This window comes from Psychrobacillus soli (genome assembly GCF_006861775.1).
GTDB lineage: Bacteria > Bacillota > Bacilli > Bacillales_A > Planococcaceae > Psychrobacillus > Psychrobacillus soli.
Genome location: NZ_VDGG01000017.1, coordinates 23,145 through 49,999 on the forward strand (window position 1 = coordinate 23,145; position 26,855 = coordinate 49,999).

General features: G+C 37.7%; 27 protein-coding genes and 2 other annotated features (1 of these 29 only partly in view). Of the genes, 3 read left to right on the forward strand and 24 right to left on the reverse strand.

Translation table 11 applies throughout. The features are described from left to right. Window positions 1-135: a binding site (T-box leader), on the reverse strand; it reaches 102 nt to the left of the window's first position. A 113-nt stretch (window positions 136-248) separates the two neighbouring features. Next, on the forward strand, window positions 249-1,778 hold the full coding sequence (locus FG383_RS09965; RefSeq protein WP_142607264.1) for an N-acetylmuramoyl-L-alanine amidase family protein: 1,530 nt from the start codon (window positions 249-251) through the stop codon (window positions 1,776-1,778). 672 nt (window positions 1,779-2,450) lie between these two features. Here FG383_RS09965 and dtd read toward each other — a convergent pair. The 7 genes from dtd to FG383_RS10000 form a co-directional block, all read right to left on the reverse strand. After that, the gene (gene dtd / locus FG383_RS09970) at window positions 2,451-2,888 is read right to left on the reverse strand and encodes a D-aminoacyl-tRNA deacylase (protein WP_142607265.1); all 438 of its coding nucleotides are present in this window, start codon (window positions 2,886-2,888) and stop codon (window positions 2,451-2,453) included. A gap of 15 nt (window positions 2,889-2,903) precedes the next feature. Continuing rightward, on the reverse strand, window positions 2,904-5,096 hold the full coding sequence (locus FG383_RS09975) for a RelA/SpoT family protein (protein WP_142607266.1): 2,193 nt from the start codon (window positions 5,094-5,096) through the stop codon (window positions 2,904-2,906). Window positions 5,097-5,214: 118 nt separating this feature from the next. After that, window positions 5,215-5,727: an adenine phosphoribosyltransferase gene (locus FG383_RS09980; RefSeq protein WP_142607267.1), complete on the reverse strand. Its 513-nt coding sequence runs from the start codon at window positions 5,725-5,727 to the stop codon at window positions 5,215-5,217. Next, the gene (gene recJ / locus FG383_RS09985) at window positions 5,718-8,072 is read right to left on the reverse strand and encodes a single-stranded-DNA-specific exonuclease RecJ (protein WP_142607268.1); all 2,355 of its coding nucleotides are present in this window, start codon (window positions 8,070-8,072) and stop codon (window positions 5,718-5,720) included. The genes FG383_RS09980 and recJ overlap by 10 nt, the downstream gene beginning before the upstream one ends. 69 nt (window positions 8,073-8,141) lie before the next feature. Continuing rightward, window positions 8,142-8,480, reverse strand: coding sequence for a LapA family protein (locus FG383_RS09990; RefSeq protein WP_142607269.1), 339 nt, complete (start codon window positions 8,478-8,480; stop codon window positions 8,142-8,144). 79 nt (window positions 8,481-8,559) lie between these two features. Then, window positions 8,560-10,830, reverse strand: a complete 2,271-nt coding sequence (secDF, locus tag FG383_RS09995) for a protein translocase subunit SecDF (protein ID WP_142607270.1) — start codon at window positions 10,828-10,830, stop codon at window positions 8,560-8,562. Window positions 10,831-10,908: 78 nt separating this feature from the next. Further along, complete coding sequence (locus tag FG383_RS10000) at window positions 10,909-11,223, reverse strand: post-transcriptional regulator (RefSeq protein WP_142607271.1); 315 nt, start codon at window positions 11,221-11,223, stop codon at window positions 10,909-10,911. A 92-nt stretch (window positions 11,224-11,315) separates the two neighbouring features. Here FG383_RS10000 and FG383_RS10005 point away from each other — a divergent pair, with 92 nt between their 5' ends. Further along, window positions 11,316-12,842, forward strand: coding sequence for a putative polysaccharide biosynthesis protein (locus tag FG383_RS10005; RefSeq protein ID WP_142607272.1), 1,527 nt, complete (start codon window positions 11,316-11,318; stop codon window positions 12,840-12,842). Here FG383_RS10005 and FG383_RS10010 read toward each other — a convergent pair. The 8 genes from FG383_RS10010 to FG383_RS21475 all read right to left on the reverse strand — a co-directional run bounded on the left by FG383_RS10010 (window position 12,826) and on the right by FG383_RS21475 (window position 19,528). Beyond that, window positions 12,826-13,464, reverse strand: a complete 639-nt coding sequence (locus tag FG383_RS10010; protein ID WP_142607273.1) for a DUF421 domain-containing protein — start codon at window positions 13,462-13,464, stop codon at window positions 12,826-12,828. The genes FG383_RS10005 and FG383_RS10010 overlap by 17 nt on opposite strands. Window positions 13,465-13,538: 74 nt before the next feature. Further along, window positions 13,539-13,802 carry a preprotein translocase subunit YajC gene (gene yajC / locus FG383_RS10015; protein ID WP_142607274.1) on the reverse strand — a complete coding sequence of 88 codons (264 nt, stop codon included), beginning with the start codon at window positions 13,800-13,802 and terminating at the stop codon, window positions 13,539-13,541. 42 nt (window positions 13,803-13,844) lie between these two features. Then, the gene (gene tgt, locus FG383_RS10020) at window positions 13,845-14,984 is read right to left on the reverse strand and encodes a tRNA guanosine(34) transglycosylase Tgt (protein WP_142607275.1); all 1,140 of its coding nucleotides are present in this window, start codon (window positions 14,982-14,984) and stop codon (window positions 13,845-13,847) included. Then, on the reverse strand, window positions 14,985-16,025 hold the full coding sequence (queA, locus tag FG383_RS10025; protein WP_142607276.1) for a tRNA preQ1(34) S-adenosylmethionine ribosyltransferase-isomerase QueA: 1,041 nt from the start codon (window positions 16,023-16,025) through the stop codon (window positions 14,985-14,987). 17 nt (window positions 16,026-16,042) lie between these two features. Continuing rightward, a complete protein-coding gene (gene ruvB / locus FG383_RS10030; RefSeq protein WP_142607277.1) occupies window positions 16,043-17,053 on the reverse strand; it encodes a Holliday junction branch migration DNA helicase RuvB in 1,011 nt (336 codons plus the stop codon). Window positions 17,054-17,097: 44 nt separating this feature from the next. Next, a complete protein-coding gene (gene ruvA, locus FG383_RS10035) occupies window positions 17,098-17,718 on the reverse strand; it encodes a Holliday junction branch migration protein RuvA (RefSeq protein WP_142607278.1) in 621 nt (206 codons plus the stop codon). A gap of 163 nt (window positions 17,719-17,881) precedes the next feature. Further along, window positions 17,882-18,730: a phosphotransferase gene (locus FG383_RS10040; RefSeq protein ID WP_142607279.1), complete on the reverse strand. Its 849-nt coding sequence runs from the start codon at window positions 18,728-18,730 to the stop codon at window positions 17,882-17,884. Window positions 18,731-18,733: 3 nt separating this feature from the next. Next, window positions 18,734-19,528: a LysM peptidoglycan-binding domain-containing protein gene (locus tag FG383_RS21475; protein WP_142607280.1), complete on the reverse strand. Its 795-nt coding sequence runs from the start codon at window positions 19,526-19,528 to the stop codon at window positions 18,734-18,736. 136 nt (window positions 19,529-19,664) lie between these two features. Here FG383_RS21475 and FG383_RS10050 point away from each other — a divergent pair, with 136 nt between their 5' ends. Next, window positions 19,665-20,195, forward strand: coding sequence for a transcription repressor NadR (locus tag FG383_RS10050; protein ID WP_142607281.1), 531 nt, complete (start codon window positions 19,665-19,667; stop codon window positions 20,193-20,195). Between the two features lie 525 nt (window positions 20,196-20,720). Here the strand turns inward: FG383_RS10050 and pheA are convergent. From pheA to FG383_RS10095, 9 genes are all read right to left on the reverse strand, one after another. Beyond that, window positions 20,721-21,593 carry a prephenate dehydratase gene (gene pheA, locus FG383_RS10055; RefSeq protein ID WP_142607282.1) on the reverse strand — a complete coding sequence of 291 codons (873 nt, stop codon included), beginning with the start codon at window positions 21,591-21,593 and terminating at the stop codon, window positions 20,721-20,723. Window positions 21,594-21,781: 188 nt separating this feature from the next. Beyond that, entirely contained in the window at window positions 21,782-22,237 is a 456-nt protein-coding gene (locus FG383_RS10060) for an ACT domain-containing protein (protein ID WP_142607283.1), read from the reverse strand. Window positions 22,238-22,254: 17 nt separating this feature from the next. Beyond that, window positions 22,255-23,544 (reverse strand): GTPase ObgE, encoded by a 1,290-nt coding sequence (gene obgE / locus FG383_RS10065; RefSeq protein WP_142607284.1) that lies wholly within the window; start codon window positions 23,542-23,544, stop codon window positions 22,255-22,257. A 5-nt stretch (window positions 23,545-23,549) separates the two neighbouring features. Continuing rightward, the gene (locus FG383_RS10070) at window positions 23,550-24,086 is read right to left on the reverse strand and encodes a Spo0B domain-containing protein (protein ID WP_142607285.1); all 537 of its coding nucleotides are present in this window, start codon (window positions 24,084-24,086) and stop codon (window positions 23,550-23,552) included. A 113-nt stretch (window positions 24,087-24,199) separates the two neighbouring features. Then, on the reverse strand, window positions 24,200-24,490 hold the full coding sequence (gene rpmA, locus FG383_RS10075) for a 50S ribosomal protein L27 (RefSeq protein WP_093266255.1): 291 nt from the start codon (window positions 24,488-24,490) through the stop codon (window positions 24,200-24,202). A gap of 12 nt (window positions 24,491-24,502) precedes the next feature. After that, entirely contained in the window at window positions 24,503-24,838 is a 336-nt protein-coding gene (locus tag FG383_RS10080; RefSeq protein ID WP_142607286.1) for a ribosomal-processing cysteine protease Prp, read from the reverse strand. A gap of 1 nt (window position 24,839) precedes the next feature. Beyond that, window positions 24,840-25,148 carry a 50S ribosomal protein L21 gene (gene rplU / locus FG383_RS10085; RefSeq protein ID WP_142607287.1) on the reverse strand — a complete coding sequence of 103 codons (309 nt, stop codon included), beginning with the start codon at window positions 25,146-25,148 and terminating at the stop codon, window positions 24,840-24,842. A 12-nt stretch (window positions 25,149-25,160) separates the two neighbouring features. Beyond that, window positions 25,161-25,241: a sequence feature (ribosomal protein L21 leader region), on the reverse strand. A 51-nt stretch (window positions 25,242-25,292) separates the two neighbouring features. Next, entirely contained in the window at window positions 25,293-25,889 is a 597-nt protein-coding gene (locus FG383_RS10090; protein WP_142607288.1) for a site-2 protease family protein, read from the reverse strand. Continuing rightward, a complete protein-coding gene (locus FG383_RS10095) occupies window positions 25,882-26,427 on the reverse strand; it encodes a hypothetical protein (protein WP_142607289.1) in 546 nt (181 codons plus the stop codon). Before FG383_RS10095 ends, FG383_RS10090 begins: the two co-directional genes overlap by 8 nt. Between the last annotated feature and the right edge of the window lie 428 nt (window positions 26,428-26,855).

Below are 26,855 nucleotides of genomic sequence, written 5' to 3' on the forward strand. Positions count from 1 at the left end.
CTAAAAAAATTCTCTTTCGACAAAAATCCTCTCGAATGTTGTTCACTGAGTTCGTCTGTAGGAAAGATTTCAGCCACGTCTTTCCTTCTCTTGCCATCCGTTTGAAACAGTTACTTTTTCGGTCATCGGTTTATTATAGTTTTTAATTATACTTTATCTTAATAACGGAAGCGAAATAAGTCAACCCTTTTGAAGAAAAGGTAGAAATTTTATATCAGAATATTTACAATGGTAGTGGGAGTGATTCAGTGAAAAATAAAATACTGCAGAAAATAACATTTTTTTTCCTTGCTGTCATTCTACTTATTCCAACTTTTCCAGTAGAAGCACAGGAAAACGAAGTGAGCGTAAATGTTGCTTCGTTGAAAGTTCGATCTGGCCCGGGACTTACATACGATACAATTGGAGCAGTTACACAAAATGACAAACTAATTGTTATCGATAAAGAAAATGATTGGCTCCAGGTTAAATATGGCACCACGACTGGTTGGGTTGCCAGTTGGTATACATCAAGTGAAACGATCGAAATGACGAATAAACTAATCGTTTCAAAAGTAAACCGATTAAATGTACGAACAGAGCCATCTACTTCCTCTGCCGTTATCGGTCAGCTAAGTGAGGGAGACCAAACACCTGCCTACAAATCAGAAGGTGAATGGATTGAAATTGATTTTCAAGGTAGAAAAGGCTGGGTAAACGGGGCATATATTACGGTTGCACAACAAACTCCGAACGGTATGACGAACTCTAAAACTCCTTCTTTAGAGAAACAATTTGTTGTATCTGTAGATATACTAAACGTTCGGACACAAGCAGATCTTTCGTCCAAACAAATTGGACAAGTGACAAAAGGAACACAATTAGAAGTACTTGACACCGATCATAATTGGGTAAAAGTACAATTGGATAATGGAAAAAGTGGTTGGGTATACAGCTTTTATGGTACATTTTCAAATGAAATGCAATCCACGCAGTCTTCCGAATCGACTAATACAATCACTATTTTATACAATGGAACTAATTTACGTTCAGACAGCACGACAAATAGTGCAGTTGTAAAGCGGGTAGATGCCGGGGAAACTTTTGAAGTAACAGACAAAGTAAACGATTGGTATAAAATCATTTTGGAGAACAAATCAATAGCATATGCTGCAAGTTGGGTCGTGTCGGCATCCAATTCTATTGTTAGCACAGACTTACCGATACAAGAAAATAAGCAACCAAGAAAAAAGGGGACGCTCAAAGGTTTATCCATTGTGATTGATGCTGGTCATGGCGGAAATGATCGTGGAACTACGGGAGCTCTTGGAACAGATGAAAAAGATATTACTTTGTTAACTGCAGAGTTACTTTCTTCCAAATTACAAGCAGCAGGTGCGAATGTCATTATGACGAGACAATCGGATGTATACGTTGATCTTCGAAAACGTGTTTCCATCGGTCACCAAGCAGCTGCTGATGCATTTATTAGTCTACATTACGATGCAGTGGAAAATAGCACTGTTCGAGGGTATACAACGTATTACATGCATAGCTATCAAAAGAAACTAGCGGAATATGTACATGCTGGACTAGGTAATACGATTTCACTTAGAGATCGTGGTGCGCAACCAGGTAATTATTTAGTGCTACGCGAAAATAGACAAAATGCAATTTTAATAGAGCTAGGATATTTGAGTAATCCTACGGAAGAACGAAATGTCACGACTAGACAGTTTAGAGAACAAGCGACACATGGTATTTATAATGGAATTATTAATTACTTTGATGATCAGTGATTAAGAAAAGACAAAGGATTTCACTTGTAAGTTTCGGTTCTCTTTGGACGAAATAATTGCTACACCATTATCATAAAAATAACTTTTAGGGGTGTGACAACGTCACACCCCTAAACCACCTTTTCAGATAATCCTGTGGCGGATATTTGTCCGTCACTACCCGAAAAAGTTCAAGTGATAAGTGCAATTTCTTTGGATAAGATAAGAGGATATACTTTCAATTAAGAGAGCTTGCGAAGATACAATTTCGCTCGCACATTTGCTTTCGAACAGGAAGTCTCTTGCTTATTTTTTTGAAAAGATACACCTTTGCATCGGTGATACTAATTATCCTAGGGACACTTTTTTATAAAATAGTAAGAAAGAAACCAATAAACAAGCGGTGAGCAGCCAAAATTGTATCTTTGGCTGCCTAATAATGAATAAGAAAGTAAGCTATTCTCTCATTAACATAAAGCTTCGCATTTTGTTTCTTTATGTTATAGGAGTACGACGGTCGAATGTGAGTAATAGGATTACCGAAAAAAATACGATAGGGGCGCTAGCACAGCTAGCGCTCCTATCGTATTTAAAAATCCCGGTAAAACAGTATGACTAAACATTCTAGTCCAAAGTACTCCGAAAACCTACTTGAACAATCTGCATTAATACATTGGATATTCAACATATCCATTAAGCTTCTAACATAATGGTCACTGGGCCGTCGTTTGTGAATGTTACATCCATCATTGCACCAAAAACACCTGTTTCCACCGTAAATCCTTTTTCACGAAGCTTCGTGTTAAATAATTCCCATAATGGTTTCGCTATCTCTGGACGGGCTGCTTCTGTAAAACTCGGTCTTCTACCTTTTCGCGTATCTGCATATAATGTAAACTGGGAAACGGAAAGAATGGAACCTTCTACTTCTTTGATGGAATGATTCATCTTCCCTTCCTCATCTTCAAATAATCGCAAACCAGCAATTTTATCTGCTAAATAATTTATTTCTTTATCACTATCGGTTGAAGTAATGCCAACTAATAATACATAACCGTGATCAATTTTCCCTGTTACTTGTCCATCTACTGTAACACTGGCATTTCGACAACGTTGAAGCAACACTTTCATAATACGGTAACTCCTTTAATTAATAATTCGTTGAACTGAATATACATCCGGTAATTGTTTAATCCGATCCGCTACTTTGTGTAAATGGGCAATATTTGAAATGAGAATCGTTAAATGGATATTGGCCATGTCATTTTCGGTTTTACCATTTACAGCTGCAATATTAGTCTTCGATTCATTGACCACTTGTAATACTTCGTTGAGTAATCCTGGACGGTCAAATCCGGACACTTCAATATCTACTTGATATTCTTTTCTTATCGGCACATCGGACTGTTCCCACTCAACTTCGATAATTCTGGAATGGGCATCGTCGCTTTGTACGTTCGGACAATCTGCACGGTGAACCGATACGCCTCTTCCTTTCGTTATGAACCCGACAATTTCATCGCCAGGGACAGGGCTACAACAGCGAGAAAGGCGAATTAATAGATTCTCAATCCCTTTTACGATAACACCTGATTCGGTCGATTTTTTAATAGTAGGTGCTTTCATTTCTGTTGTGATTTTTTCGAGTGCTTCTTCTTGATCACGAATTTTACGCATTTTTTCTGCTAAACGGTTCACTACTTGTTGTGCGGTGATTCCATTAAAACCAACTGCCGCGTATAAATCTTCTTCCCCTGCAAACGCATATTTTTCACAAACACGCTTAATATTTTCAGAAGTTAATACTTCTTTTGTGTCAAATTCTTGTGCTTTAATTTCTTTTTCTACTAGTTCTTTCCCTTTCAACACGTTTTCATCACGAAGTTGTTTTTTAAAGAACTGTTTGATTTTATTTTTGGCTTGAGAAGATTGCGCAATTTTTAGCCAATCTTTACTAGGACCAAATGATTGTTTCGACGTTAACACTTCAATAATATCGCCTGTTTTTAGCTTTGTATCGAGCGGAACCATTTTACCGTTTACTTTCGTACCAATTGTTTTATTTCCAACTTCAGAATGCACTCGGTAAGCAAAGTCAATCGGTACTGAACCAGCTGGAAGCTCGACAACATCCCCTTTCGGTGTAAAGACATACACCATATCGGAAAATAGATCGAATTTTAAAGACTCCATAAATTCCTCTGCGTTCGACGATTCTTGCTGAAATTCAAGGATTTCCCTAAACCAAGTCAGTTTAGAATCAATGGTTTGTTTACTTACCTCTACTCTTCTTCCTTCTTTATACGCCCAGTGAGCTGCAACACCGTATTCTGCAATATTATGCATCTCTTCTGTACGAATTTGCACTTCTAGCGGATCCCCATTAGGCCCGATTACCGTAGTATGGAGGGATTGATACAGATTTTGCTTTGGCATGGCAATATAATCTTTAAATCTTCCAGGCATCGGTTTCCACAATGTATGGATAACACCTAAAACCGCATAACAATCTTTTATACTTTTAACAATAATCCGCATTGCGAGCAAATCATAAATTTCATTAAACTGTTTGTTTTGGACAACCATTTTACGATAAATACTATAAATATGTTTTGGGCGACCTGATACATCTGCAATTACTTCCATCTCATCTAGTTGCTTGCGAATATCATTCATGACATCTTTTAAGTAAGATTCACGCTCCGTACGCTTTTTCTTCATGAAATTAACAATTCGATAATATTGTTGTGGATTTAAGTAACGTAATGCCGTATCTTCTAATTCCCACTTCACCGCAGAAATTCCTAGTCGATGCGCAAGTGGCGCGAAAATTTCTAAGGTTTCATTGGAAATACGACGTTGTTTCGCCTCTGGTAAATGTTTTAACGTACGCATATTATGTAAACGGTCCGCAAGCTTTATAAGGATAATTCGAATATCTTGTGCCATAGCGATAAACATTTTACGATGATTTTCTGCTTGTTGTTCTTCTTTGGACATATATTTAATCTTGCCAAGTTTTGTAACGCCATCTACTAAAAGCGCCACTTCTTCATTGAATTCTGAAACAATATCTTCTCGTGTGTATTCGGTATCTTCTACCACATCATGTAGAAAACCAGCTGCAACGGTTTCTGGATCCATCTGAAGATCAGCTAAGATTCCGGCTACTTGAATTGGATGTAAAATATATGGTTCACCAGAATTTCGAAACTGTTCTCGATGTGCATGCTCTGCAAGTTCATATGCTTTTTTCACAAAATTCACATGCTCTTCGTTCATATAATTGGAAAGTGTATCGAAAACATCTTCTGCTGTCTTCACTTGATCTTTTGCCATGCTAAGCTCACCTGATTTCGTTTATATTTATTAAATACGCCTTGGCGTAATAAAGTTAAAATGATATATAAGTTATATTCTATAAAAAAAAAGAGGGACTTGTAAAGTCCGCCCTTATTTAGTACTGCATTAATGTGCAAATATCGTAATCTTTTAGCTTCTTTCGTCCTTCCAGGTATGTAAGTTCGATTAAGAATGCACAACCTACTACGACCCCGCCCAATTCTTCTACTAATTGAATCGTTGCATCAATTGTACCGCCAGTTGCTAGTAAATCATCTACAATTAGTACACGTTGTCCAGGTTTAACCGCATCTTTATGCATAGTAAGAATATCTTTACCATATTCTAACCCATACTCAGCACGAATTACTTCCCGTGGAAGCTTTCCTTCTTTACGGACTGGAGCAAAGCCTATTCCAAGTGAATAAGCAACAGGACATCCGATGATAAATCCACGCGCTTCCGGTCCAACTATAATATCAACATTTACCTTTTTCGCATATTCTACAATTTGATCCGTTGCATACTTATATGCTTCCCCGTTATCCATAATTGTCGTAATATCCTTAAAACTAATACCTGGTTTTGGCCAATCTTCAACCGTTGTTACATATTGCTTTAAATCCATTTTTGCTCCTCCTCAGGAACGGTTTGCCCTGCTCTTCGCTCTTCAAACCATTGTTTCAGTTCAATGTATGGCGCATATAATAGCTTCTGTTCAAGCTCAATTTCTTTTGCACGCTGTTGATACGCTGGCGCTTCCGATAAATCTTGTTTAGCAAGATTTTCATTCACAACCAACGACCCACCCTCTATTCTAACAAAATTAAGTTCAAAAAACACCTTTGACATAAAATTAATTGTTTTTTGACTCCAACCTGTATGTTTGGCTAATTCATGTATATGTTGTTTTAATGCAAATGTTTTACGCTTTGCTAAAAAGGAGAAGTACCACTTAAATTGATCGCGGGTCGGTAATCCTTCAAAATACGTAGATTCATCTGCATAGAAATGCGCATAAATCCGTTGCCACTCTTGGTATTCTAATAATTGATTAAGTTCTTTTTCATCAGACGGCAAATCTAATATAGTGACAAAATCAGCGTGTACTTGTTGCTCCAATAATTCAGCAACAAGCCATATATCTTTCGGAATTACCGATCGAAAGTGAGCAATAGTTTGTTCATGAAACGCTACAAAAATAGTTTGTTCAAGCGGAATCATTGGTAACCAGCGTTTCTCTTGACGTATTCCTCGAATATCAAAAAGCTGCCATTCATTTGTTTTTGCGTCTTGAATCATCAGTTGTGGCTTTTTGCGTCCGTTCCATTCATTAATTTGTAAATCTCCGATGAAGGAAAGTTTTGCCGCTGGTGCAATTTCGTCTGCAAGATCTCCTTTACCGAATCCAATAGCATCTAATAATGTAATTCCTTGTTTCAGTTCCATTTTCACATGATTTTGCGCAGACCCAATTTTACGTACAGATGACACTTCTACATTTTCTATACAATAGACAGGTTTAGCAAAATCCATTCCAAATGGAGCCAACTTTTGAAGTGATTCAATCGATTCCGTTGAAATTTCTTCCATTTCAAGTGGAACATCTATTGAAACGATCGGTACTAATTGCTCGTCCGTTAGAGCTATTTTAGCTTGTTCATTTAATCGATTTCGGAAGGTTTCTACATATTCTAATGATAAAGTCATACCAGCTGCCATCGGATGCCCACCAAAATGGGGTACAATGTCGCTGTTTTTCGCAATCTCTTTATACATATGGAACCCTTCAATACTACGAGCAGACCCTTTTGCCATTTGCTTTTCTTCATCAAAACCAAGAACAATTGCAGGTCGATAATATTTTTCCACTAGTTTGGAAGCGACAATTCCAAGTACCCCAGGGTTCCAATCTTTTTTACCAACTACGATCACACTAGGGCCATCTATGACATTCGCATTCTCGATCATTTCCACTGCTTCATCTGTAATTTCTTTGACGATTGCTTGCCGTTCTTTATTTTTTTCGTTTAATATATTGGCAATCGCTAATGCATAGTTTGGTTCCTCTGTTAAAAATAATTCAACACCAGGTGCCGCCTCACCTAGTCTACCTACTGCATTGATGCGTGGACCAAACATAAATCCAACTGTTTCTTCATTGATCGTGGATATTTCTACACCACTCACATTAGCAAGCGCCTCTATTGCTATAGAATCGGTTCGTTGCATTTGTTTTATTCCTTGTTGGACAAAATAACGGTTTTCTCCTGTCAATGAAACCAAATCCGCTATTGTTCCGATTGCTACTAAGTAATAGAATTCTTTCGGTATTTCTCCGATTAACGCATGAGCAACTTTAAAAGCAACCCCTACTCCTGCTAAATGAGAAAATGGATATGTTGCGTCTTTCAATCCTGGGTGAATGATAATATCTGCAGGCGGTAACGTTTCTCCTGGTTCATGGTGATCCGTTACAATAACATCCATTCCTAAGTCTTTCGCAAATTGAATGGCTGCATGCCCAGAAATACCGTTATCTACTGTAATTATTAAAGTGACTCCTTCATCAAATGCTTCTTGAAATAAGCGTTCACTAGGACCGTAACCGTCAATAAATCGATTGGGTATTTTAAAAAGAACATCCGCACCCATCAACTCTAATACTTTCATCATAATCGTTGTACTAGTTATGCCATCCGCATCATAGTCACCGTATACCATTATACGTTCTCCTGCACCTATCGCTTGGTGAACACGAGCCACTAAAGCATCCATTCCATTCAATAAAAATGGATTATGAATTTGTTCTTCTGTAATATATAAAAATTGCTTAGCATCTTCAACGCTTTTAAAACCTCTTGATACTAGCACTTTCGCACAAACGCTTGGTATCGAAAGTGCAGTTTCCAGTTCATGTACAAGTTGTTCATCTGGTCTTGAAATAAGCCATTTTTTTTGAGATTGAATCATTTCTTCACTTCCTTATGTATTATTAAACGCGTTAGAAAACCTTTTGACATAAGCCAAAAGGTTTTCTACTTAATTTGTCGTATTTTCGTCTTTTACTTCCGTTGCTTTTGGTAGTTGCTCTTGATGAACAATCAATTCATTCTGCAAAGCACTAATGGAAGCCTCTTTCTTTTCCATTTCTTTCTCCAGATGTTTCACTTTTCTTGAAAGAACAAAGGAACGATAGATTGCAACCGTACCACTTAATAATGCCCCTAATAATGCTGAACCAAGTATGACTAAAATAAGTGGCCAGTCAGCTGTACCAAAAATATAATTGACAGGTACTGCCCCAACATTATACACAGCAAACAAAGCAATAATAACGGCAAATAAAAGTCCAAATAAAAGCGACCACTGAAACTTCATACAGGCACCCCATTTACTTATTACTTTACCATAAAAAAAAGGAACAGAATATAGTCTCTGTTCCCAAAATGTATCATACTTAAACTACTGGCTCATCAGAACCCCATGTTTTATCTTCTTTTTTCACATCAAGTCCACCTGTTTTACGTAATTCTTTCACTTTCAAATCGAACCATAACTGAGCTCCGATAAAAATCGAAGAATACGTACCAGCGATTAAACCAATTAACAATGCAATCGAGAAGTTTTGAATCCCACTTGCACCAAATATTAGAAGCGCAACAACTACTAAAATAACAGTTAACACGGTATTTACAGAACGTCCAAGCGTTTGACGTAATGATTTGTTTACGATTGTTGCAAGTTCTTCTTCAGTCGTAATTTTTTTGCTACGATGTAAATTTTCGCGAATACGGTCAAACGTAACAATCGTATCATTAATCGAATACCCGACAATCGTCAGTACAGCAGCTATAAATGTAATATCTACCTCTAACCGTAGGATACTGAATATCGCAACCATTAAAAATGCATCATGCAGTAGCGAAACGATGGAAGCAAGGCCCATTTTCCACTCGAAACGAAATGCAACATAAATTACAATACCTAACGCCGCAAAAAGTAGTGCTTTAACCGCATTCTTCGCAAGCTCTTGCCCAACCGTAGGAGATACACTACTTACGTTTGGATCAATACCAAACTCCTCGGTCATTGCCGTTTTTAACGTTTTAACTTCTTCTTGAGTGAAATCATCTTTATAGCTTACTACCGCTATTTCATTATTCTCTCCAGAAAGTACAATATCATCAGAAGATAAACCAATATTATCTAGTTTTTCCGAAACAAATTCTTTTGTTAACGACTCAGTAGACTGAATATCTACGCGAGTACCTTTGGAGAAATCTATACCAAGATTCAACTTAAAGACACTTAAGATAATAATCCCAGCAATCGTTAAAGTAATCGAAGCAATATAGAAAATTTTACGACTGTGCACAAAGTCAAAACGGTCAAATTTCGTCGTTAAGTCAAGTGTATCTACTTCATCTTCCGGAGCGTGCATACGTTTCTTCGGAATACCAAACCACCCTGGTTTATTATCAAAATAACCACTGTTAACGAGTAACCCTAATAATACACGTGATGCCCAAACCGCAGTAATGAAAATAACTAATATACTTATGATTAACAGCGTTGCGAATCCTTTAACAGAACTAGTACCGAAGTAGAATAATACGGCTGCTGCTAAAAGAGTCGTAATATTTGCATCAAATATCGCTGAGAAAGACTCTTTTGCTCCGGCATCAAATGCCTTTTTAACAGACTTACCAACTCGTAATTCTTCCCTTACTCGTTCATATGTCAAGATATTGGCATCCACGGCCATACCCACACCGAGTACAATCGCTGCAATACCTGGAAGTGTTAATACACCATTAATCCAATCAAAAATTACTAAAATTAAGAAAATATAAACTACTAAAGATATAACTGCTACTACACCTGGTAAACGGTAATAGAAAATCATGAAAATGAAAATAGCGGAAACCCCGATAATACTAGCAAGAATTGTACTATTTAATGCTTCTTCACCGAACTGAGCACCAACAGATGTAGAGTAAATTTCAGTTAACTTAACCGGTAGTGCTCCTGCATTTAAAACACCTGCTAAATTCTTTGTTTCTTCTAAAGTGAAAGCACCTGAAATTTCAACGCTATCAGAATTAATGCGCTGAGAAACTCGTGGATTGGATGTAAATTTTGGTTTTGGCTTCATCACTTCCGCAGCGTAGGAATCAACGCCTTCTTCAAAATCCATCCAAATAACTAATACATTATCTGGTGCTGGTTTAGCCGCAATTTCGGATGTTATATCTGCAAATTTACTAGCATCTTTAAGTTCTAATGTAACAATTGGTTGCCCTTGTTGATTAAAGGCATCCTTCGCTCCACCTTCTTTTAAATCTGCTCCATCTAACATAATGTTATCATCTGAATCACGGAAAGTTAGATTCGCTTGTGTAGAAAGAATTTCCCTTGCTGAGTTTTGATCCTCCACTCCAGCAAGCTGAACGCGAATACGATGACCGTCTTCGATTTGAATACTAGGCTCACTTACACCTAATACATCAATCCGGTTCGAAAGTGCTGATGCAGTAGCCGATACTACTTCATCCGTAATTACTTGTCCATCTTTTAACTCTTCTACTTGGTAAAGTACTTCAAAACCACCTTGTAAGTCTAAGCCAAGTTTAATATTATTTAGTACTCCACTAACCGTAGGGCTGATTGTCCCTGCAAAAATAACGATAAGTAATAAAAACGCAACTAGGCGCCCTCTAGTTTTCATATGTATGTATTCCTCCTCAAAAAAACGCAACATGTTTATTATGAAACACGATGCGCTCACTGTCAAATAACGGTTACTTTATGCATCTACATTTTTTGGATTTAATAATAGTTGCAATTCTTCTTGATTGACCTCTGAAAACCAATTAGCCGTTTTAAATTGATCAATTTGTTCAAACGTCATATATTCTGCTGGTGAAATCGAAAGCACATCATTGACAATTTGGTGTAAAGGCAAAGTAGCAATGTCTTTTTTGCGCCACTTTTTGGACACACAATATTTCCATATATCGCTTTCCGTCACTGTGGTGTATTGATATACTTCAAATTCACTCTTCTTACTTTCCAAAGCTGGTAGTACGTGCGTAAAAATGTCTTCGTATGTGTTTTCCAAAATACTACACCTCTTTTAACGAATAATGTACTAACAAGTAAGCATATTGTTATTGTAAACGATGTTCCTGTATTTGAGAAGGAAGTGTTTATTTGTCGACTTTTTTAAAAGGTTCTCTTGTGTTAATGCTTTCCATTTTTTTATCTAAGTTTCTAGGTTTTATTTATCGAATGCAGTTTGTCCGGTTAACCGGCGAAGAAGTAGTTGGTATTTACTCGACCGCCTATCCAGCTTTTATCTTTTTTCTATCTATTATACAACTTGGAATCCCGGTTGCAATTGCTAAAATAGTCGCAGAGCTGCGAACAAGAAATGCGATTTCTCAGTATTTCTCCGTTATGCGAACTTCCGTTGTTTTAACAGTTGCTACTACAGTAATATTCACACCATTATTTTTATTTGTCACGCCAATGATTTCTGGTAACTTATTGAAAAACGATGCAATTACGATGACTTTGTATGTATGTATTGCAATCGTACCGTTAGCAGCTGCAAGTGGTATTATTAAAGGTTTTTTCCAAGGAATTGCTAGATTAGAAGAAACTGCAGTGGCACAGTTGCTAGAACAAATTTTACGTATATTGCTTATCACTTTTGCATTACCGTTCTTACTTAATTCTGCTTCACCGCAAGAAGCCGCAGCATATGCAATGGGTATGACTCTACTTGCTGAGGCTGCATCATTACTTTATTTAAAATGGAAATATGATAAATGGAAAACAAAGCAAAAGTATGCAAAAGCAACAAGTTCTTATCCCTTATCACCGCTGCTCGCGATTGCATTACCTTCATCTGGTTCTAGATTATTTGGATCTTTTACCTGGTTTTTAGAACCAATTGTTTTCATCAAAGCACTTGCCGTTACCGGTATGACAAGTATTGCAGCGACTACATTATATGGGGTAATCTCCGGGGTATTAATACCATTAGTATTGTTTCCGTCGTTTATTCCTTATGCCCTTTCAATTGTGCTCATTCCTGCAGTAAGCGATGCATTTGCAAGGAGGGATCTCTCCCTTCTAAAAGAAAGAATTCATTTATCGTTGAAGTTCTCGACATTGACTGGTTGCTACGCAGCGACTTTATTTTATTTGCATGGTGGCGAATTAGTTTCCACTCTTTTCCATGTAGAAAATTCCACTATTTACATGAAAATATTGGCACCGGTTTTTTTCTTTTATTATATTCAAAGTCCGTTATTTTCCATTTTACAAGCGCTGGATAATTCAAAAGCCGCTTTTTTAAATTCTTTATATGGTGGCATTGGGAAATTATTGTTATTATTTTTTCTTGCCTCCCAAGTTTCTATTCAAGAAAAGGGAGCTGTTGTTGCGATTGGTTTTGGGGTATTAATCACATCGTTTTTACATATCGCTTCGTTAAAAGAAAAAAAAGAAGCACAAATTGGTTTCTCATTTTTTGTGCTTCCATATGTTGTTTTCTTAATCACCATTATTGCAAGACCACTTCTGCTTGCTATAGGCGATCAATCTTTAATCGTCGATTGTTTGTATACATTAGCCTTTTTGACAATCGGATTAGTGTTAACTAGACAAATAAAGCGAAAGGAAATAGCTGTGATACTTAAAATTGTTCGGACAACTAAAAGGAAGTTTTAAGTTGTATATAAAGTGCTTCTTCTTCATAACTGCAATAGAATATTTTTTCTACGTTCGTAATCGATTGCTTTTCTAATTCTTCCCATAACCATTTTTCACTTTTTCCGATTCGTTCCAGATGGTCTTGTTGAATATCTCCATCTATGATAAGCGGGAAAACATATTGTTGTTCATCTTTTTTAAATACGGATAAATTTCCAGAAGGTTCTAAAAAAGCATACGAAACAGATCGGATGGATCCAATTTGCTGTTCTCGTAATTGTTGCAGTAAATCATCTAAATTATATCGTTGTTTTCGCATTTCTTTTTCAATAATAATCCCTTCTTTCATAATGATCGAAGGTTGACCTTCCATTACATCTCGAAACTTTTTACTTTTCAATGAAAAATAAGAAACGCCAATTTGAATAATCAATAACATAACCATTGGCACTAGCGCATGAATAAAATTACTATGTGGATCATCTAAAGCAAAGGCCGCAACCTCTGCTATTAGTAAAAAAACGACTAAATCAAAAATACTTAACTCTCCGACTTCTCGTTTTCCCATTATACGCAAAATACCTAGTATAACCCAATATAATATAATCGTACGAAGCATTATGATGAGTATATCTTGCACATGATCACCTCATCCTTACTGTGCCCAGAAAAAAAGAACTTACTCGTATATTTGAGTAAGTTCTTTTACTTTTTTTATGACTCTGAAACAACTCGTCCAACTGCAACGCGCTCGAATTGTAAACGAGTGCCGTCTGCAACTACTACAAAAATTGTTTGATCGTCCACTGCATCTATCTTGCCGTGTAAACCACCAACTGTAATGATTTGATCTCCACGTTTTAGACTATTTTGCATTGAAGCTGTATTTTTTTGACGTTTTTGTGCTGGGCGAATGATGAAAAACCACATCACTGCAAACATCGCAATTATCGGTAATAAGCCTACCAATGTATCCATATATTATTCCCCTCCTTTTTATCTCTTTATAGTATACAAGAATCAGAAGTTTTTTGCATTTGGTTTGTTATACCCATATTCTTCAAAAAACTCTTCTTTAAAATCAAGTAAGCGATCTTCTCGAATTGCTTGACGAACATTTTCCATTAACTTCATTAAGAAATGAAGATTATGATACGATGCTAAACGCAGTCCGAATGTTTCATCCGCTTTAAACAAATGACGAATATACGCTCTCGAATAGTTTTTACATGTGTAGCAATCACATTTTTCATCAATCGGTCCAAAGTCACGAGCAAACGCTGCTCCTTTAATGACTAAACGACCTTTCGATGTCATGAATGTACCATTGCGAGCTATTCGTGTTGGTAACACACAGTCAAACATATCTACACCGCGTATAGACCCATCGATTAACGAGTCGGGAGAGCCAACCCCCATCAAGTAACGAGGCTTATTATCCGGCATTAGAGGCGTCGTAAAATCAAGTACACGATTCATCACGTCTTTCGGCTCACCAACCGATAGTCCCCCAATTGCATAACCTGGGAAATCCATCGAAATTAAATCTTTTGCTGATTGGCGACGTAATTCCTCATATTCTCCGCCTTGGATAATCCCGAATAGCCCTTGTTTATCTGTGTTTGTATGTGCAGTTAAACAACGCTCCGCCCAACGTGATGTTCGTTCCACAGAAGCCTTCATATATTCAAAGCTAGCCGGATATGGAGGACATTCATCAAATGCCATCATAATATCTGAACCTAATGCATTTTGAATTTCCATTGATTTCTCAGGGCTTAAAAATAATTTGTCACCGTTTAAATGATTGCGGAAGTGAACGCCTTCTTCTTCAATTTTACGCATATCACTCAAACTAAATACTTGGAAACCACCAGAATCCGTTAAAATAGCACGATCCCAGTTCATAAATTTATGCAATCCACCAGCTTCGCGAATAATATCGTGACCTGGACGTAGCCATAAATGATACGTATTACTTAATATAATACCTGCGTCCATCTCTTTTATTTCTTCAGGTGCCATCGTCTTTACCGTAGCTTGTGTTCCAACAGGCATGAATGTTGGTGTTTCAAACGAACCATGTGGCGTATGCACGATACCTAGACGGGCTCCTGTTTGTTTATCTTTTTTTATTAACTCATACGTAACTGCTGTCATTTAATAGTTCCTTCCTTTTATAAACATTGCATCTCCAAAACTGAAAAATCGATATCTCAAATCAATTGCTTCTTTATATGCGGACAAGATGAAATCCCTTGAAGTAAGTGCACTCACTAGCATTACAAGCGTCGACTTTGGTAAATGGAAATTCGTAATCATTCCGTCAATACATTTAAATTCATATCCAGGGTAAATGAAAATAGAAGTCCAACCGCTGTCTTCTTGCAATTGTCCGTTAAATTTGGACGCAACTGTTTCAAGCGTTCTTGTAGAAGTAGTGCCAACTGCAACTATTTTTCCGCCCGCTTCTTTCACTTCATTTATCGTATTTGCTGTTTCTTTCGATAGGCGATAAAACTCCGAATGCATTTCATGGTCGTCGATAGAATCCACACTTACAGGACGGAAAGTTCCAAGTCCTACATGAAGTGTCACAAAGGCTATTTTAACACCTTTTGCTCGAATGTCACTTAATAAATTTTCTGTAAAGTGTAATCCAGCAGTTGGTGCTGCGGCCGAACCTTGCTCTTTCGCATAAACTGTTTGATAACGATCTTTGTTTTCCAATTTTTCATGAATATACGGAGGTAAAGGCATCTCGCCAAGCTGGTCTAATACTTCAAAAAACACACCGTCGTATTCAAAGCGGAATATACGTCCGCCATGCTCTTTTATATCGGTACAAACAGCGCGCAGTAGCCCGTCACCGAATACAATCGTCGTCCCTATTTTGACGCGTTTTGCCGGTTTCACAAGGGTCTCCCAATGATCACCTTCTATTTGTGTCAATAAAAGCACTTCTACATTCGCACCAGTCTCTTCCTTCACTCCCATTAAACGGGCAGGCATTACTTTCGTATCGTTTAAAACGAGGCAATCCCCTTCGTTTAATTCATCCAAAATGGCGGAGAAATGGTTGTGTGTATACGCCTTCTTTGGATAATCCGCTATTAATAGCTTACTACTTGTCCGGTCCAGTAATGGCGTTTGTGCAATCAGTTCTTCTGGTAAATCAAAATCAAAATCTTCTACTCTCATCTGGCGTACATCCTTTATTAGTCGTTTCTTTCTATCGGTAACGGCATTCCTAAATGCTCGTAAGCAAGTGGCGTTACTATTCTTCCCCTAGGGGACCTTTGTATAAACCCAATTTGTAATAAATACGGCTCATATACATCTTCTATCGTCGTAGATTCTTCTCCAATACTTGCGGCAATTGTATCTAGGCCAACAGGACCGCCTCTGAATCTTTCGATCATTCCTATCAATAACTTATGATCAATATGATCTAAACCTCTTGGATCTACTTGAAGAAGCTCGAGTGCTTCTCTTGCTAGAATTAATGATATATGACCATTTCCACGCACTTGTGCATAATCTCGCACACGTTTTAATAGGCGGTTTGCTATACGAGGTGTTCCTCTCGAACGTCTTGCTATTTCACCTGCAGATTCAAAATCAATGGAAGCATTGAATAATTCTGCACTTCGCATAACAATCGACGTAAGCGCTTCCTCATCATAATAATCCAGTCGAAGCAATACACCGAATCGGTCCCTGAGTGGAGCAGATAATGCTCCCGCTCTTGTCGTTGCACCAATTAGCGTAAACGGTGGTAAATCTAGCCGAACACTTCTTGCTGCGGGACCTTTTCCTACAACAATATCTAAACAAAAATCTTCCATTGCTGGGTATAGCACTTCTTCAATGGAACGATTCAGTCGATGTATTTCATCGATGAATAATACATCGCCCGGTTCAAGCGAACTAACGATAGCTGCTAAATCACCTGGTCGCTCAATAGCTGGCCCACTAGTCATACGAATTTGAACGTCCATTTCATTCGCAATTACAGAAGCAAGTGTCGTTTTACCGAGTCCTGGAGGTCCATATAAAAGACAATGATCCAAACTTTCACTTCTCATTTTTGCTGCTTCTATGAAAATCTCTAAATTATGTTTAATCTTATCTTGTCCAATATATTGCTTTAATAATTGTGGACGAAGCGATTGTTCAAATGGTTCATCATAATTAGATATTTCGCTTGAAATCACACGCTCTGTCATGCCAAGAACCCCCTTTCTTTATTGATCCCGTGCTTGCGCTTTACTTATTTCCCGGAAAATAATAATTGCAATGCTTTTTTCATAAATTCATCGGTTGTTTGAAGCTCTTTATTGTCTTTTAATTTTGGACGAACTTTTGAGAGTTCACGTTCAGAATATCCGAGTGCTGTAAGTGCAAGCATCGCTTCTTCTAGCTCATGGTCTGTAGAACTATCCGCAAATAATGTCGGTTCATCATCCACAAATTCGATTTGCTCCAAATCCATGAGATCATGCAACTTCCCTTTTAAGTCTAAAATCATTTGACGTGCCGTTTTCTTTCCGACTCCCGGAAACTTCACCAAAAACGTTTCATCTTCTCGCTCAATTGCTTGGATGACATGTGTCGGTTCACCACTTGCTAATATTGCAAGTGCTCCCTTAGGTCCTATCCCAGATACGAGAATGAGCTTTCGGAACAACTCTCGTTGCGCTAAAGTCGCAAACCCCATTAGCTGTTGTATATCCTCTCGAACATGGAAATGTGTATATACTTGGATTATTTCTTCACTCTTTCTAAAAGCAAATGGATTGGGCGTAAACAGCTGATATCCTATCCCTTGCAACTCCAACACAACATACTCAGGCGTTATGCGTGTAACCTGTCCTTTTAAGTAATCATACATACCTTAAATCCCTCACAATCAATACTTCTAGTATACCATAACGATCAAAATCGTAAGCGCCTGTCTTTGACTCCGAGGGGAGACGAGTTATGCGCAGGAGTCTGGATGTACAAACAAAGAAGGCCGCTCTTAAAACGAGCGACCAACTCCAACTAGATTTCACTTAAAGCTTACTTAAATTATAGCATAAATTAGGCCATTCCGTTAATGCTTTGTTCGTATATGGAACTAATTGATCGAGAAACTTTTGTTTTCTATCTACTGGTAAAGCAAAAGCATAAAGCCATTCTCTATACATTTCATTCGGATACATCATTGCTGCTTTATGTTTACATACGACTTGTTCAAGCATTGGAAACTCATTCAAAAGGAAAGAAATATCATAGTCAATTTCGGACATCACACGATGCATCCACAAAATATTTTCCATCTCTTTCGGTCCAATTACGGCAAGATCAAAATCGATTATTTTATAAGTGGAACTGTCCGATAAGAAATTATGATGCACAACATCTCCATGTAATAAAGTCCGATCATTCATATTAAATGCTTTCATATCTTTTAATGCCATATCACCATACATTAACAGCATTTTCGTATTTTTTACCCCTATAAACGATTCAACAAAAAAAGATATTTCTTTCATCTTTAATAAACGATTTTGCCATTTGGAAATCAAATTAAATGCAAAAAGTACGTTGCTATCTTCCCATGCAATGATTTCGTTCGTTTTATGCAAACGAGTCAGTAACGAGTAGACCGCTTTCCGATCCTCCTCATTACTGTAATTTACAGTATGTGTCCCTTTAAACCATGGCTGAATAATGAAATCCAGTTGAGGAGATTCCATTACCGGCAATACAAATGGATTTTCAATATATTGTAACTTGTTGTGGATGAAACGAATTTTTTCTGCCTGTTCTTCAGAAGGATATTTCTTTACAGAAAATACCCCATTTTCATTATTCCATTTCCAGACGTTTTTTTTTATTTGCTTAATATAGTAACTCACTTGTTAAAAGCGGTGGTGTGGATATGGTGGGCATGGATATACCGGTACGTAGCAAATTTGTACACATGGACACCCTCCATAATGTGCTTGCATTTGTGGGTGCATTTGCGGGTACATAAATGGGTGCATATGCATATATGAAAAATCTTGTTCTGGTGGGCATGCATACATTTCTTCGAATATTGGAGATGGCTCTTTTGCTACTGGTTGAGTTGGTTGCTGAACCGGTGGAACAGGCTGAACTGGTGGTGCTGGTGCTGGTCTTTCACGCTCATTAAAATTTGCTTGAATATGGATAGATGTTGACTCCACTAGTCTCCAGCCTTGGGGAGATGGTGTCATATCTAAGTCTGGAACTGGCATCATATGATATGGTAGCGAATACGACGGAATCGGTTGCGGCCTAACTGGTGGTACTGGTTGAATTGGCGGTACTATTGGAACCGGTTGTACAGGCTGAGCTTTTGGTGGAATTGGTTGTGCTTTTGGTGGTACTTGTTGCGCTTTCGGTGGTACCTGATGTGCTTTCGGTGGTACTTGCTGCGCTTTTGGCGGAACCGGATGCGGCCTCATTTCCTCCTTCTTCACCATTTCTTTTTTAACTGGGCGATTCTCGCTATATGGATGATTGATGGATTCCATTTTTTTTGTATCTGGAATAAAAATCTTCATACCCGGAACGATATATTCTGGATTTGCGAGATGTGCATTTAATCTTTTTAATTCTTCAAAAGAAACACCGTAGCTTCTTGAAATTTTCCAAAGAGTGTCACCTTTTTCAACAATATGAATTTGCACAGTCTTCCTCCTTCCCTTCTCCTTAAACTATGTGCAACTACCTAAATTGGACACAGATTTTTTAGAAAAGCATTACCCTTCATGATAAACTTATGAATAGGAGCTAGGTCGTTATGCAAGTTAGGAGGAGTTATTATTGAAAAAATTAAAAGGTGCAGAACGAAGAAATTGGATATTCTCCTATTTAAGAGAGCAGAACCAACCGGTTACCGGTTCAGATCTTGCAAAATTAGCAAATGTTAGCCGGCAAGTCATCGTAAATGATATTACGCTGCTAAAAGCTACGAATATCCCAATTGTTTCGACGAGTCAAGGATATATGTTATTGCCAAACAAAGAAGATGATGCATATGTACACAAAAGAGTTGCCTGCAATCACCAATCGAAAGATTCAGAAGATGAACTTCAAACACTTGTAGATGCCGGGGTGACGGTAGAAAATGTGACCGTAGAACATCCTGTATACGGCGAAATCACTTCTTCTATTATGGTGTCCAATCGCCATGATGTAGAGATGTTCTTAAAAAAGGTACGAGAAACAGAAGCCTCTTTCTTATTGGAGCTTACTTCAGGTATTCACTTACATCTACTTTCCGCTTCAACAGAAGAAATATTAAATCGCGGGATAGAAGCACTAAGAAAAAAAGGGTATTTAATAGAAGAATGACAAAAAAGGAAGCGCTTGTCCCTGCCCCGATATGGTAAATGAGAATTGGATGTACATAATAGGGATAGTGCGTCGTAAGAGGTGTCCGCTGTGATGTGCTGACTAATCAGCATCTAAGCTCAATAAATCCCAATATTATGTAATTCTAGAATAAATAAAACCAGAAAATGGCATAGAGCAACAAACCAGTCATTGAAAGCAACCATTTCTATTACGAGAGCAACTAGATCAGTACAAAGAGCAATCAAATTGCTAGTGAAAGCAACCAAATCTTAAAATAACAAGTTTACTTCGAGTGAGACGGCGACAATTGTGATGCATTATTTATAAACATTGCGCATTTTTTATTGGACAATTTTCTCCAGTTAAGCGGATACATTTGCCGTAGCGCGCCCGGCCGCATGAACCGAAGTCATGAGTTGGCTCATGCGAGGTGCGGCAAGCGCGAAGGTTAGCTAAGCAATAACAAAAAAACGCTAGGCAGAAAACAATCCGTTTTCTATCTAGCGTTTTATCTATTGTTCATTAATCTGCAGATTCTTTCGTTTCATATGTATAATAAGATCCAAGCGATTTCACTTCACAACCTAAAGCCGCTAGCTCTTCCATAGCCCCTCGCATCATTGGAACCTGATCGTCCTCTAATACATCCATAATAAAAAAGTATTGCCCTAGTCCCGTTTTTAAAGGTCTCGATTCAATTTTACTTAAATTGAGCTTTCTCCATGCAAAAACAGAAAGCACTTGGTGTAATGATCCAGATCGATCGTCTTTTGGCAATGTAAGCATAATAGTCGTTTTTACTTGTTTTGTATGACCTGCTTGCCAGATACTCTTTTTCATTTTAGAGAGGACAAAGAACCTCGTATGGTTAAAATGAAAATCATGAATATTATGTTCCATAATTTGTAGGCCATATTCAGTGGCAGCCGAAGTATTTCCAATAGCTGCAATACAATTCTGTTCATTTTCAGAAACGTATTTTGCCGCGGCGGAAGTCGAAGTCGATTGTTCAAGTGGTACTTTACCAAATCGATAAGACAAATACTTATGACATTGTGCTAAAGCATGCGGATGAGAATAGATTGTCTGGATGTCTTCCCATCTTTTTACGTTCGATGGATGAACCATTAGATGTTGTTGAATAGGTGCTAGTATTTCCGCAATGACCGATACATTTGCTTCGTGATATAAATAATCGATTGTCAGCGGTACTGTACCTTCTAAAGCGTTTTCTATCGGTACGACAGCAATGTCTACTTTTCCACTTGTCACTGCTTCTATACATTCTGGTATAGTCCGAAGTGGAACTAACTTTTCGTGTTGAAATAAAACTTGCGTTGCTAAATGTGTAAAAGAAGCTTCCGGTCCAAGGAAAGCCACTTGTTGAGTTGACATTCGTAATCCCCCTTACTTTGTCTAGCTCCAGCGCCTTGCTCTTAGGGCACTGAAAGTTTGTCACACAAATATATTTTTCGATAAATATCCGCTACAAGAATTGGACGCTCTGGCATTCGCTTTTCGCGGGCGAGTGACGAGCGTCTGCCTGTAACGGAAATCAACAGTATAGTTTAACAAAGCATTACTTATAAAGCACCAGAACTGATTACTTCTGCTGATTCTACAAAGTCCAGTCGCTTCATTTCGTTTAAAAACTCATCTAATTCTTTTGTCATTGCGGTTACATCTAAAGATAACGTCACACTTGCTCTACCTTGAATCGGTATTGTTTGGTGAATCGTTAGAATATTGATAGACGCCCCCGCTACAAGTTGCAATAATCTTGCAAGGGTCCCTTCTCGATCTTCTAACTGCAAAAATACCGTTAAGATTCGTTCTTGAACGATCGAATGGAACGGAAAAACCGCATCACGATATTTGTAAAAAGCACTTCGGGATAAATCTACTTCTTTTACTGCATCCCATATCGAAGATACTTTCCCAGATTGGAGAAGATGTTTTGCTTCCAAAGTTTTTTGCATTGCTTCGGTTAGTACATCCTCCCGTACTAAATAAAAGCGCTGGCCAGTTACGTCTTTCATGCGGTTCCCCTTCTTTCCTACTCGATAAATTCAAATTCAAATTGTAATAATCGCACCGTATCGCCATCTTTTGCACCGCGCTCGCGAAGCGCATCATCGATACCCATCCCACGAAGCTGTCTAGAAAATCTGCGTATAGAATCTTCGCGACTGAAATCAGTCATTTTAAATAGTCTTTCTACTGTTCCGCCAGACAATACGAATGCACCGTCATCATCTCTTGAAATTTCGAAATCATCTTTTTTCGCTTCATGCTTGTACATAACAGAGTTTTGCGTTTCTTCTTCCATTAATTGTTCTAATGGGAATTCTGGTGCTACTTCTAATAAGTCTGCTACGGCAAACAATAGTTCTTGCAATCCTTGACGAGAAATTGCTGAAATTGGGAACACTTTTAGATCAGATCCCACTTTCTCTTTAAATGCTTTTAAATTCTCTTCTGCATCTGGCATATCCATTTTATTTGCAACGATGATTTGGGGTCTTTCTGTTAAGCGAAGATTATATTGTTTTAACTCTTCATTGATCGTTAAATAATCTTCGTAAGGATCTCGACCTTCCATTCCCGACATGTCAATTACATGTACAATTACACGTGTACGTTCAATATGACGAAGGAATTGATGTCCCAATCCTACTCCTTCAGAAGCCCCTTCGATTAATCCTGGTAAATCGGCCATCGCAAAGCTACGATGATCTTCTGTTTCTACCATTCCTAAATTTGGCACAATCGTTGTAAAATGATATGGAGCAATTTTTGGTTTCGCTGCCGATACAACGGATAACAAAGTAGATTTACCAACACTTGGAAATCCTACTAAACCAACATCAGCTAATACTTTAAGTTCCAATGCAACATTTAACTCGAAACCTGGCTCTCCTTTTTCAGAAAGCTCTGGCGCTGGGTTTGCTGGTGTTGCGAATCTTGAATTTCCTCGACCGCCACGTCCACCTCTAGCAATAATTGCTTTTTGACCATGTTCTACTAAATCTGCAATAACATCTCCAGTTTCTTCATTCGTTACGACAGTACCCGGAGGAACTTTTACGAATAAATCATCTGCATTTGCACCATGCATATTTTTACTTCCACCATGGTCTCCACGAGTTGCTTTGAAAATACGCTTATAACGAAAATCCATTAATGTACGTAAACCTTCATCTACGACAAAAATAACGTCGCCACCATTTCCTCCGTCCCCACCAGCAGGACCGCCCATAGGAACATACTTTTCACGACGGAATCCAACCATTCCATCTCCGCCGTCTCCACCTTTAACATAAACCTTCACGTGATCTACAAACATTTATTTCACTCCAATCTTTCACTTGCAATTAGTATAAATTTTAACTCAGTTTCTGTTTTTACCTGTTTCTCTACGTGAAAAAGCGCTTCACTAGACATCTCTTCCATCCACGAAAAAGAAGACCAATTACCTTGGACATCTATTTGGATTTCTAGTTGTTCATCCGTCTTAATATGAACTTTAAATAATTGCTCTTCATATCCTCTAAGATTCGGGTAAATGGATTGAAGAAACCAATCTAAGAACTCCCGAAGTGCAGCGTCATATTTTTCTGCTCCACTTGTTAAAAGAGATGTTTGAACAACTAAAGTCATTTTATTATATCTCATACTAAACGTTTGTAACCATTCGTTTGTTTTGTATAGACCGATATTGTTAATATCAAAAAACTGACTACATTTTGAAGAATAAGCGCGTATTAGATTTTTTGCTTCTTCAATTCTGCCCATATCTAAATTCATTTGTATTAAATGTAAACTATTTAGAAAATCATGCATAGAATGGCGCATTACATTGTTTAACGTTATCTCTTTATTGTCCATCTTAGTAACCACGCTCCGTTTTATGCTTTCGTTCTTATTAGTATAACAGGTATAGTTTATTATTGCTCTAACCTAAAAAAAAGGACCGCATAAATGCAGTCCTTTTCTTATCATCAAGCTTCTTGAGCTACAGGATATACACTTACTTTTTTCTTGTCGCGGCCGAAACGCTCAAAGCGCACTACACCGTCAACTTTCGCAAAAAGTGTGTCATCTCCACCACGTCCAACGTTTTCACCAGGGTGAATTTTAGTACCGCGTTGACGGTATAAAATCGATCCGCCTGATACGAATTGTCCGTCAGCACGTTTAGCGCCTAGACGTTTCGATTGAGAGTCACGACCGTTACGAGTCGAACCTACTCCCTTTTTGGATGCGAAAAACTGAAGATCTAATCTTAACATATGTTCCACCTCCTACTTTTTGAAGGTTATTTTTATATACTTACTATAATCTTGCTCAATCGTTTGCAAAGAAACAATCATCGCTTCTAATATTAACTGTATGTTGGCAGCTTTTTCAGAATTTGATATGCTCGGTACTTCGACGTATAAATAGCCTCCGTCACCTTTTTGCTTTATAACAGGTGTAATTTCTGTAAGTGCAATAATTGCATTCACTGCACCAAATGATACAGCAGAAGCACCTGCACAAACTAAATCTTTGCCATGTTCTGCAAAATCAGCATGTCCTTTCATTTCAAATGAATGAATCAGACCTGATTGATCTCTAACTATAGTCACTTTAATCATCTTATAAACTAATAGATTCTACTACTAATTTAGTGTATGGTTGACGGTGACCTTGTTTTTTACGGTAATTCTTTTTCGCTTTGTATTTGAAAACGATGATTTTTTTAGCTTTGCCATTTTTTACAACTTTCGCTGTAACTGTAGCACCTTCCACGAATGGAGCACCAACTTTAACATCATCTCCACCTACGAATAAAACTTTGTCGAAAGTTACCACTTCATCAGCATTTGCATCTAATTTTTCAATGTAGATTTCTTGCCCTTGTTCAACTTTGATTTGTTTACCACCAGTTTCAATAATTGCGTACATACTTGCACCTCCTCTTAGACTAAGACTCGCCTTCTACAAAGGTGATTCAGTTACCTGAATGCTTGAACCTTTTCAGAGCGGTTGTAGCAACGGGTGCTGCTACAAACAATAACATTTGAATATTATCACATATAGAATACCTCGTCAAGTAGTTTTCGTAATCCAATCAAATGCTAGCTTGTACTTTCGAAATCTCCAATAAGAATAATTTTGCAAAACGATAAACAAAAAAATGAGCGAAACCGATATAGCCCTTGGAAAATAAGCTAAGCTAAGGAAAAAAATAAGGCTACTACTCCAAATGGAAAAGCCGATTAGCATCTCATATTTATCCGGAAAAAGGGCATCTAAAGCCCGTCCACCGTCTAATGGATAAATCGGAAGTAAATTTAAACATAATATAATTACTTGTGTAAAAAATACAAATCGATCTTGCGGAAAGTCAATGAAATAACTAAAAACCATAATTAAAAGTGTACAAAATGGCCCACCGAAAATAACGAAAAGCTGTCCACTTTTTGACACCTTCGAAAATTGCTCCATTTTAATCTCTCCGCCGTACGGTAAAATCGTACAAGATCGCACCTTTATCCCTACTAATTTTGCCGCGATTAAGTGCCCAACTTCATGAATAAGCAAGGAACCAAATACAATCGAATAGATAGCGATTTCCCCTGATAAATAAAAAAAGAGGAAAAACGGAATCATAATAGGATGCACTTTAAAGACTTGCTTATTCATAAGCTGCTGCTAGCCAATCAACAAGTTCGCTCATTTCTAGTTTTTTTCCATCTTTCTCCACTTCAATATATAGTAATTCGTTCTCAACGGTCGCAAAAATATCTCCTGGACTTACCGATGTATATGGCAATTGGTGAAACTCTTCTACAAATCCAAATGTTGCCGTTTCCCCTGTATCATATAAAATAGACATCGTTTTACTTGTGTTTTTCTTATATCCAGTAAAAATAATAAATCCATTTTCTGAAGCATACAAATCCTGTGATTCTTCAACAGCTAAAATGGCTCCTTCACCAAGAGGTTGAATCGATTTATATTCGATTAAAGGAGGGTTCGTCACAGGCGCACTCACATTAATTTTTTTATCCGATTGCTCTACCCATGCCTTCACTTTTTTATACACCTCTGCGGGCTTCTGTGGCTCTAATAACGTTGTTGTATAGTTGGTCGATAATGTATTATTTGCCTCTAGGTTTGCCACTATAAAAAAGACTAATACAAAAAGTAACGCAAGTACCCATTTTCGTTTCGAAAGCATAACATTCCCCCTAGTAGGAATGTATGATGGCAAGTACAAATTAATGAACAGAAAATAAATAAACAAACATAAATGATCTAACGACATTAGATATGCCGTTTTGCATACTTTAGGGCTAATGTGTCTTAAACAGTGTCCGCTGTGATTTTCGCTGCAGACAGGCACTTTCCGCCGGGTGAGCGTCCGACTACAGCGAAAATCCATGGAAAGTACTAACTGATCACGGTCTATTATTCACAAAATATGGTTGGAAGAGACATTATCTACTGCCAATCCAACAAACCGGTCTTGTAGATGCTAGCTGAAGAATTCGCGGGCTTTAAGCCATATTATTCCTATAATAGGCCGAAATTATCCTAGTTTCCCATCAAGTCAACTTGCTATTTTAAGAATTGGTTGCTTTCATCCGCATTTTGGTTGCTCTCACA

Coding starts and splice junctions, on each gene's coding strand:
- dtd (WP_142607265.1), bottom strand. CDS start 2,888: ATGAAAGTGTTGCTTCAACGTTGTCGAAATGCCAGTGTTACAGTAGAT.
- queA (WP_142607276.1), bottom strand. CDS start 16,025: ATGAGAGTAGAAGATTTTGATTTTGATTTACCAGAAGAACTGATTGCA.
- secDF (WP_142607270.1), bottom strand. CDS start 10,830: ATGAAAACTAGAGGGCGCCTAGTTGCGTTTTTATTACTTATCGTTATT.
- rpmA (WP_093266255.1), bottom strand. CDS start 24,490: ATGTTAAGATTAGATCTTCAGTTTTTCGCATCCAAAAAGGGAGTAGGT.
- FG383_RS10060 (WP_142607283.1), bottom strand. CDS start 22,237: ATGAAAGACGTAACTGGCCAGCGCTTTTATTTAGTACGGGAGGATGTA.
- yajC (WP_142607274.1), bottom strand. CDS start 13,802: ATGGATACATTGGTAGGCTTATTACCGATAATTGCGATGTTTGCAGTG.
- FG383_RS10095 (WP_142607289.1), bottom strand. CDS start 26,427: ATGCTTTCGAAACGAAAATGGGTACTTGCGTTACTTTTTGTATTAGTC.
- FG383_RS10080 (WP_142607286.1), bottom strand. CDS start 24,838: ATGATTAAAGTGACTATAGTTAGAGATCAATCAGGTCTGATTCATTCA.
- FG383_RS09980 (WP_142607267.1), bottom strand. CDS start 5,727: ATGGATTTAAAGCAATATGTAACAACGGTTGAAGATTGGCCAAAACCA.
- pheA (WP_142607282.1), bottom strand. CDS start 21,593: ATGTCAACTCAACAAGTGGCTTTCCTTGGACCGGAAGCTTCTTTTACA.
- FG383_RS10090 (WP_142607288.1), bottom strand. CDS start 25,889: ATGAATAAGCAAGTCTTTAAAGTGCATCCTATTATGATTCCGTTTTTC.
- tgt (WP_142607275.1), bottom strand. CDS start 14,984: ATGACAGCAGTTACGTATGAGTTAATAAAAAAAGATAAACAAACAGGA.
- FG383_RS09990 (WP_142607269.1), bottom strand. CDS start 8,480: ATGAAGTTTCAGTGGTCGCTTTTATTTGGACTTTTATTTGCCGTTATT.
- rplU (WP_142607287.1), bottom strand. CDS start 25,148: ATGTACGCAATTATTGAAACTGGTGGTAAACAAATCAAAGTTGAACAA.
- ruvA (WP_142607278.1), bottom strand. CDS start 17,718: ATGTATGATTACTTAAAAGGACAGGTTACACGCATAACGCCTGAGTAT.
- obgE (WP_142607284.1), bottom strand. CDS start 23,544: ATGTTTGTAGATCACGTGAAGGTTTATGTTAAAGGTGGAGACGGCGGA.
- ruvB (WP_142607277.1), bottom strand. CDS start 17,053: ATGACAGAGCGTGTGATTTCAAGCGAAATATCTAATTATGATGAACCA.
- FG383_RS09975 (WP_142607266.1), bottom strand. CDS start 5,096: ATGGCAAAAGATCAAGTGAAGACAGCAGAAGATGTTTTCGATACACTT.
- recJ (WP_142607268.1), bottom strand. CDS start 8,072: ATGATTCAATCTCAAAAAAAATGGCTTATTTCAAGACCAGATGAACAA.
- FG383_RS10070 (WP_142607285.1), bottom strand. CDS start 24,086: ATGGACAATAAAGAGATAACGTTAAACAATGTAATGCGCCATTCTATG.